Here is a 9,281-nt window from a genome sequence, read left to right on the forward strand (position 1 = left end):
CAAAAGATTAATGGCTCATGGTACTTATTCGATGAAAAATCAGGAGCAATGAAAACAGGTTTCCAAGAAATTAAAAATCAAAATAAGAAAGTGTACTATAATGCGCAAGGTAAGATGCAATATGGTCAACAAAAGATTAATGGCTCATGGTACTTTTTTGATAAAAATTCTGGAAGAATGAAGACAGGCTTCCAAGAAATTAAGGGCCAAAATAAAACTGTATACTACAATACGCAAGGAAAAATGCAATACGGTCAACAATATATTAACGGCTCATGGTATTTATTTGATGAAAAATCAGGAGCAATGAAGACAGGTTTCCAAGAAATTAAGGACCAAAATAAGACAGTTTACTACAATAACCAAGGTAAGATGCAATATGGTTTGCAAAAAATTAATGGAAAAGAATATTATTTTGATAAGTTTTCCGGAGCAATGGCAACTGGTAAGATAACAATTGATGGCAAAACTTACGACTTTAGCTCAAATGTTCAAAATACCTGGGGCTGGCCATTCCCTTCAATCGGACAAGGTAGCTTTACAGGTGCTCAATTATTCGGTGTAAATCCCGGAGGTGGTTTCCGTACAAATGGATTCCACGATGGATTAGACTTCGGTTCATATGATCACCCAGGTTCTTCAGTCCACGCTGTTCATGGTGGTACAGTTACTCGTGTATCATACACTCCGGGACTTGAACACTATGTTGTAGTTAAATCAGATGATGGTTATAACATTGTCTACCAAGAAGCATTCTCTAACCGTGGAAACATCAAAGTTTCAGTTGGTCAAAAGATTAAGACTGGTGATGTTATTGGTTACCGTAATACTTCACACTTACACTTAGGTATTACACGTGAACAAAATATCGATAAAGCTATTGCTAACTCCTTCAATAATAATGATACATGGTTGAACCCATTATCAGTAATTAAGAATGGTATCGCAAATCAAAAGTAGTTCGTTGATTAAGTTGGAGGAATAATAATGAAATTAAATAAATTAATTGTTGGTATGAGTAGTTTGGTTCTTATGGGAACTTTAGCTGCTTGTGGAAATCAAGATGCACAATCACAAGATTCAAGTTCAGCAACTAGTGTAAGCAAGAGCGCTGCTCAAGCTGATAAAGCTTCTAAGTTAGATATGGATGCTAACGCAGTATCTGGTGAAGCCGTAAGTAAAAAGACAGCTTCATCAGCAGAAAGTAAGAAAGATAGTGATGACAAGGATTCAGAATTAGCTTCAGATGCTAATGAACTTACTGAAGAACAAGAAGCTGCTTTAACAGGTTGGTATGCTGCTAATGATAAGAATATCAATGTTGATGGTGCTCCTAAAGGTAAAGTTGGTGTAACAAAGGCATCACGTTCAAAAATGGGAACTCCAGAATTACCAACTGGTGGCGATAAGTACTATCAAATGTATTGGCAAGATGGTTACGGTGATAAGTCAATTACTTACACAATGAAGGGTAATGATGTATACATCTTCGATAATGACGGTACTTGGAAGAAGACTACAATGCAAAATATCTTAGATAAGGCTAAGAGTGAAGGAGCAACAGGAGAAATTTCAACTGTTGCAGGTAATACTGAAGTTACGCAATAAAAATATAAAAAGTGATCTCGAAAGAGGTCACTTTTTGTTGTATAAGTATATGAATTTAGGAGGACTTAAATGCAAGCAATTTTAATATTAGCTCATAAAAATCCAGAACAAGTTTTAGAATTATCTAGAATTCTTAAACCAAAATTTTCAGTATATATACATTTTGACAAAAAAATGCATCTGACGAAAAAATATAAAAAAGAATTAGAAGAAAATGATATAAATTATATTTCAGAATTTGATGTTAAGTGGGGAAGCTGGAGTATTGTTGAAGCGACGATTAGCTTAATTAAGTTAGTATTGCAGAATAAAGACATAGAGTATCTACATTTAATATCTGGACAAGACTGGCCAATAAAGAATTTAGAGGAAACATATAATTTTTTCGAAGCTAATAAAAAGTATATGTTTATGACAAATTATGAATCAAAGAATATTAAAAAAAGTGGCGAACCTATAATTTGGTGGCAAAAATATTATTATAATTATGATAATATAAACAGAAAATCAACTTTTGGGAAAATTTATCATCGAATAAATATTTTAGTTCAAACTATTATAAGAATAAACAAATTTAAAAAATTAAGTGTTAATTTGAATATATATTCTGGATCTCAATGGTTTGATGCACCAAGAGATATGGTAGAGTATGCTGTTAAATATTTGGAAGATAATAAAAATGTAAAAAAAATGTTTAAATCAGGATTTTGTAGTGATGAATTTTGGTTACAGACTATTTTATGCAATAATCAAAAATTAAAAAATAGAATTATAAATGATAACAAAAGGTACATTGATTGGACTAAAAAAAATGAAAGTTATCCAGCTGTGTTAGATTTGGAAGATTATGACAGTTTAAAAGAATCTAATGCATTTTTTGCTAGGAAAATTGATTTTAAATTCTCAAAAAAATTAATCAATAAATTAAACAAAAATATAATACTAAAAAAATAACGATGTTAGGAAAAAAACTAACTTTTTTGAAAAACATAAAGAGCACTATGTCCTGTCAAGTATACAGTTTAAATATATAAAATAGACTATGCGGTCTGATTGCGGAACTTTTCCGCAGTCAGACCGTTTTTTGATGCATAAGCTCTCTTTGTATTGAAATATTTTACACCTTCGTCAATTAGTCTCTTTAATTCTTCAAATGATTGTGGCTGTGGGTGTCGTTCCAGCCAAAGTAGTTTAAAATTATTCCACCATCTCTCCATAGGGGAATTTACCCATGGATGTCCAGGATGAGACATGCTATGGATGCAGTTTATCTTTTCTAAATAGTGATTAAAGACAAGTGAACAGTATGCAGCACCTTGGTCTGTATGAACCATAGGTCTTACTCCCGGATCTTTAGATAATGCTTTCTTAAATATATCAATTACTGCCGATGTAGTTTCTGTATTTGAAAGGTTATAGCTAATCACGTAACATACGTATAAATCTAATACCGCATGTAATCGTACTTTTTGTGGTTTGTTATCTTCAAAATATACAACTTCAGTTGTATCGGTCGCCCAAACTTTATTCTTGCTTGCACGATCAAAATGCCCAGATAATAGGTTTTCACTAATATATTCAAGCTTTAATTTAATTCGGTTTCTCTTTTTCTTTCTGATATTTACACGAATATTATTATTACGCATACAAGATCTTACACGTTTTAAATCAGCCGTAAAATCTAATTTCACTTCTGCTTTCAATTCCTTGATATTTGTATAATAGACAGTTGGATGGTTTTATTATTAATTGAATACTTTTTAGAAATTTCATATATCCCTTTTTCTTTAGCCTCTATTTAAAATAGATAGTTTTTGTGCTGAATTAAATTTTGGTTTTCTTGCCATAAAAAATACCCTCCAAGTATTTAGATGATTTTGTATATTTCATCTGTATACATAGAAGGTATTATAACCAATCAATATTTTTTGAAACGTAATTTCTTAAGGTTTTTAATTTCTAACCTTTTTTGTTAGAAATTAAGTTTTTAACATTCTCGTTATTTTTTTTAGAATTTAATATAAGATTAAAATTTACTGACTGCTCCTGATTTTTCATTGAAAGTATATGTTTTACCATCAATAACTTGCTTACCATAAACCATTTGTCCTTGTTTGTTATAGTAAACAGTCTTATTTTGATCTTTAATAGTTTGCCAACCAGTCTTCATCGCACCAGATGCGTTATCAAAGAGATACCAATGACCATTAATATATTGTTGACCATAAAGCATGTTACCAGAGTTCTTATCATAATAAACGGTCTTGTTTTGATCTTTAATAGTTTGCCAACCAGTTAAGACTTTACCGTTTTCTAATAAGAACCACTTACCATCTGAAGATAAGAATTGGTGGCGGTTATTATCTGTAATCAAATCACCATTCAAGTTAAATTGGTAAGTATTGTTCCCAATTTTAACAGTGCCAGTTACTGACTTACCATTTTTATCGAAGTAATGTAACTTACCGTCATTTTCAACATAACTCCAGCCAGTTGTCATTGCACCACTAGACTTATTGAAATAGTATAAGTTACCATTTATTTTTTGAAGACCATAAATCATATGACCTTCATTGTTATAGTAAACTGTTTTCTTTTGATCTTCAATTCTTTGGAAACCATATTTCATTGCACCACTATTTTTATCAAAGAAGTACCAATGTCCGTTAATTTTTTGTTGGCCATAAAGCATTTGCCCCTTGCTGTTATAGTAAACAGTTTTATTTTGACCATAATCTTTTAAATTTTGGAATCCTGTTAAGAGATTACCAGTGTTCTTATCAAAAAGGTACCAGAAATTACCAATACGTTTTTCACCAAATACTAATTGTCCTTTAGAGTCATAGTATTGAGTACCTTTGGTTTCACTATTATAGAAGAAAGTGTTAGCACGCATTGCACCGCTATACTTATCGAATGAATATACTTTACCATTAATTAAGTGAGTACCATAAAGCATTTGCCCTTGGCTGTTATAATAAACAGTCTTGTTTTGTTCAGGAATCCACTTAAATGTCGATACTACTTCAGCACCAGACTTGTCATCAAAGTAGTACCAGTGACCGTTAATATACTTTTGACCATGGACCATTTGTCCTTTTTCAGTATAGTAAACAGTTTTATTTTGTTCTGGAATTTTTTGCCAACCGTATTTCATTGCACCGCTATTTTTGTCGAATAAGTACCATTGCCCATTGATTTTTTGTTGACCATAAAGCATCTGACCTTGAGCATTATAGTAAACATTTTTCTTTTGGCTTGCGATATATTTGAAGCCAGTTTGCATAGCACCAGATCTATCATCGAAGTAGTACCACTTACCATTAATGTTCTTTTGTCCGTGGACCATCTTACCATCATTAGCGTAGTAAACAACTTTATTCCCCGTTGAAAGGTATTGAAGACCAGTCATTTTCTTATTGCCATTGTAAAGATACCATGCACCATTTTCATATTTTTCTTTAACAGCGCTATTTGTAGTAGCTTTATCATATGCTGCAAAACCATAGCTTTGAATTAAGTTAGTAAGCTTTGAAGCGTAACCAGGATCAGTAGCGTAAGTTCCATAAACCCCATGTCGAAGATTTTGAGCAGCTTGTTGATAAGAACTAGCTTTAGCTCTTGTTGAGTTAGGGTAGTTCTTTTGGATTAATTGAGCATAACCAACTAATGAGCCATAGTAGCTATCGTATTTTTGGAACTTATCATTAATCCAGTGGAATGAGCCGTTGTAATATTCTTGAGTTGGCATAGTTATATAGTCGCCAGTCCCACGATATTTAACCCCAAATAAGTTATGACCTTTTGTTGCAAGAGTACTTTGTCCCCACGCACTTTCAAGTCCAGCCTGCGCAATCATCATTGAAGCGTATACGCCATATTCATTAGCAACACGAACAGCATCTTTACTAATTGCATTAACGAAGTTAGTTACGTTAGCAGGAGCTGATGCTAATTGAGGGTTGTAAGTAACACTTCCAGAAGTTCCAGCTGCCATCGCATTGTTTGCGCCACTGACATTAGTTGCGTTTTTTGCAGGTGCTGAACTAGTTGAAGAAACATCATTTGTAATGTTTCCCCCATAATTATAATTAGTATTTGTAGTTTCGTTTGGTTGAACTGTAATTGATTTATAAGTGTTAGTTTCTTGAGTAGGAGTAGCTTGTTGTTGATTTGAATTATCAATTACATTTTTATTAGTTGTAGGTTGAGTAGTCGCAGTAGTATCTGCTTGAGCATTATCGGCGTTAGCTGCAGTTGCCCCAATTGAAGCAAGAGCAATCCCAGAAGCGATATATGCTTTTTTAAGTTTTGAATTATCATTGTTTTTCTCTACCATTTCTTGTTTCCTCCTTTATAGATATACCTCTCATTATTATAACGTAGATAAATAGAAGAATAAATAAGAAATAGATATTAATTAGCTTACTAACAATATACTATGATACAATTAACTGGAAAATTTGAATATTATTATGTTAGGGGGATATTAATGAAAAAATCAAAGATTTTAAGAGGAGGAATTGCTTTTTTATTACCGATTGCTATATTGATAGTGATTTTTGCAATGAAAGGGATTCATCCGTTTGGAAATAATTCTGTGATTACCGGAGATTTAAAAAATCAGTATTTAGCGATTACATCATATTATAAACATAATTTTTTTAATATACATAAGTTATTGTATTCTTCTAGTTTAGCGATAGGAGGAAATTTCTTTAGCGTTTTAACTTACTATGTTATTTTTCCAATTAATATATTAAGTTTATTTTTTTCAACAGAGCAATTACCAAACTTTTTTCTAATTAATATATTATTTAATGTAGGATTAACAAGTTTGATAATGTATCACTATTTAGGGCATTCAGTAGTGGTAGATAAAATAAGTAAGCAATTATTCGGAAAAAATAATCAATATTGGAGTACTTCGATTATTGTATCCACCATATATAGCTTGAGTAGTTTCTATCGAGCTTATTGGCAATCTGTAATGTGGTTTAATGTGATTGCCTATTTACCCCTTGTATTACTTGGATTAGAATACTTAATCTTCGATAAGAATAAAAATCCTATGTATTATTGGTTACCATTATTAGTTATCCTTATTGGTAATTATTATATTGGAGCTATGATATTAATTTTTCTGGCAATGATGACGGTAATTTATGGATTTTTTAAAGCAAATAAATTACAAGAATACTTGAAAGTTAATTTAAAAGTATTATTTTATACAGGAATGACGTTACTTGGAAGTGCATTTGTGATGGTTCCTAGTTGGTTAAGTCAAAAAGAAGTATCTCAAGAAAAATATCAATTTAGTACAGATAAAATTTTTGTTTTTAGAAAAATATTTGGATCTCTTATTGACTATAATCAGCCTAAAGGAATGGAACCAATTCTGTATACAAGTTTATTGACTGTAATAGCTATAGTTGCTTTTTTTCTCAGTAGAAAAGTAATTTTAAAGTTAAAACTATTATTTGCTGGTTTAATTGGATTCTTATTTTTATCAAGTTGGATTAAAGGACTGTATATGATATGGCATGTTTTCACAATGCCTAATGGCTTTTATCAAAGGGAATCATATATCATTGATTTTGTATTAATGGTGGTAGCTTATTATGGAATTAATTTGTTATTACAAAGTAAGCTACTTCCTGTTATATCATATTTATTTTTGAATATGATGATAGTAGTCTATTATAAATTAGGATATTTAGACAGTCATGTTTTTAAGATGGATTTGGCAATTTTATTTGGAATAGTTGCTGCTATTTATTTAAGCAAAGTATCTAATAAATTTAGATATATGATGGCTTTGATAGTTATTTTAGAAATCTTGTATTCGTACCAAAATACATTAACTATGGATACATCAGCTAAATACGATTCATATGTTAAGTATGTGTCGGAAAATAAAAAAGTATTACAAAAACTTAGAAATGACAATGGTTACAGAATTTCTTCTACAGTTCAATTAAATGAAAATGATCCTTTATTGTTCAATTATGCGGGAGTATCAACATATGTTTCCCAACAGCCAACGTCATTGACAGATTATCTTTCTTTATTAGGATATTACCAAAAACATTCATGGATTAGATGGTCTAATTTTAATGGTGGTAGTACGGAAGGAATTAATCGATTATTGAGTCTTAAATATATATTGGTACCAAATAAAGCATTAATGCAAGAAAGTTGGCAATATGGTTCAATGCCAACTAAAGATAATACTCCGCAATTAGTAGATTATAAGAAAATTAATGGGACAAAGAACATTGAAATTTATAAAAATGATAATGTATTGCCAATTGGATTTGCTACAAAATATGACGGTGGGTTTATTAATCTTAAATATGATACAGGGGAAGATTTTTTCAATAATCTAAATGATATATTTGAAGGTGGTTTTGGAATAAAACGAATGTATCAAAAGGTTAACCTTACAAAGGAAAAAGTGAAAACACAAGAAGTGATTTATAGTATGAACGTTCAGGAGGGGAATCTTTATTTATACATCCCAAGTAATCGTTGGATAATGGATGAACTTGGAAATATGGATATCATATTTAATGGCAAGCATATAACTAAAGCTTTTGGAGATAATAGTACTGGGGAGAATGGGATTATTAATTTAGGAAAAGCAAATAATATTACTGAAAATAAATTAATACTTAAAGGAAATAATATTCAAAATATTAGTCCGATAGTCACGGTTGAAAAGAGAAAAAAGCTTGATGAATTAATAAAAGTACCAAAAGTTACTAACGTAATTCAAAATGGAAATGCTATATCATTTAATGCTAAGCAAATAAAAAATAATATGACAGTAAATCTTCCATATGATGAAGGATGGAAGGTTTACGTGGATGGTAAAAAATTAAAGACTTATAAATCTATGGGAGGTTTTATTGGGTTTGACAAAGGTACTGGCACAAAAGTAGTTATGAAATATACTGTTTCAGGATTAAAGCAAGCATTATTTGTATCGAGTATTAGTGTAATTATTCTAATTTTTATGAGTTTAAAAGGAGTAAAAATAAAAAAATATGGAAAAAAAGAATAACATTCAAAAGTATACATTAATTTTTGTTAGTATGATATTACTCTCTTTTTTATACGTATACTCATTTTATAGAACTGGTACACTTTTTGTTGCGAGTGATCGTATTTTTCATTTAGAGAGGATGGAAGAAGTTTATCAGTCATTAAAAAGTGGTCATTTAATTAATCAAATATCTACGTATAGTGCTAAAAGCGTTGGAATAGCAGTCGGAAGGTTTTATCCATCAGTTAATCTAGTAATTTATTCTTTAATTAGATTAATTTTGCAAAACCCGATTCAAAGTATATACGTTTTTATTTTTACAGAAACATTATTAGGATTAGTCATAGCATTTTATGCTGGAAATGTATTTTTCAATAATAAAAAATTAGCATATCTATTTGCAATACAATTGAGATTAAGTACCTATGTTATGCATAATGACTTTTCAAGATTCGATATAGGTGAAAGTTGGTCGCTAATATTTGTTCCATTATCTTTAGTGGGATTTTATTTAATTTTAAAAGAAAAGAGAACTATTAGAGGGATATTACTTCTTTCTTTAGGTGTATCTTTAGAATTATACTCACATATATTAACTGCGTTTATTACTGTATTATGTATAATA

The 9,281-nt window shown here is 30.4% G+C and carries 6 protein-coding genes and 1 pseudogene; 5 read left to right on the forward strand and 2 right to left on the reverse strand.

Translation table 11 applies throughout. The annotated features are described in order from the left end of the window. From JCM14209_RS07960 to JCM14209_RS07970, 3 genes are all read left to right on the forward strand, one after another. The coding region (locus JCM14209_RS07960) for a peptidoglycan DD-metalloendopeptidase family protein (RefSeq protein WP_025022946.1) at positions 1-960 on the forward strand (960 nt) is incomplete at its 5' end. 27 nt (positions 961-987) lie between these two features. Then, complete coding sequence (locus JCM14209_RS07965; RefSeq protein ID WP_025022947.1) at positions 988-1,608, forward strand: hypothetical protein; 621 nt, start codon at positions 988-990, stop codon at positions 1,606-1,608. 69 nt (positions 1,609-1,677) lie between these two features. Continuing rightward, complete coding sequence (locus tag JCM14209_RS07970; RefSeq protein WP_025022948.1) at positions 1,678-2,562, forward strand: beta-1,6-N-acetylglucosaminyltransferase; 885 nt, start codon at positions 1,678-1,680, stop codon at positions 2,560-2,562. 86 nt (positions 2,563-2,648) lie between these two features. Here the strand turns inward: JCM14209_RS07970 and JCM14209_RS07975 are convergent, their stop codons facing one another. Further along, on the reverse strand, positions 2,649-3,311 hold the full coding sequence (locus JCM14209_RS07975) for a DDE-type integrase/transposase/recombinase (RefSeq protein ID WP_025022949.1): 663 nt from the start codon (positions 3,309-3,311) through the stop codon (positions 2,649-2,651). A gap of 323 nt (positions 3,312-3,634) precedes the next feature. Continuing rightward, complete coding sequence (locus JCM14209_RS07980) at positions 3,635-5,947, reverse strand: glucosaminidase domain-containing protein (RefSeq protein ID WP_025022950.1); 2,313 nt, start codon at positions 5,945-5,947, stop codon at positions 3,635-3,637. Between the two features lie 153 nt (positions 5,948-6,100). Here JCM14209_RS07980 and JCM14209_RS09775 point away from each other — a divergent pair, with 153 nt between their 5' ends. Beyond that, positions 6,101-8,674 carry a YfhO family protein gene (locus tag JCM14209_RS09775; protein WP_025022951.1) on the forward strand — a complete coding sequence of 858 codons (2,574 nt, stop codon included), beginning with the start codon at positions 6,101-6,103 and terminating at the stop codon, positions 8,672-8,674. Between the two features lie 121 nt (positions 8,675-8,795). After that, positions 8,796-9,281, forward strand: a pseudogene (locus tag JCM14209_RS07990) (ABC transporter permease); the annotation flags it as partial.

Origin of the sequence: Ligilactobacillus hayakitensis DSM 18933 = JCM 14209, assembly GCF_000615845.1 — a bacterium.
Taxonomy (GTDB): domain Bacteria; phylum Bacillota; class Bacilli; order Lactobacillales; family Lactobacillaceae; genus Ligilactobacillus; species Ligilactobacillus hayakitensis.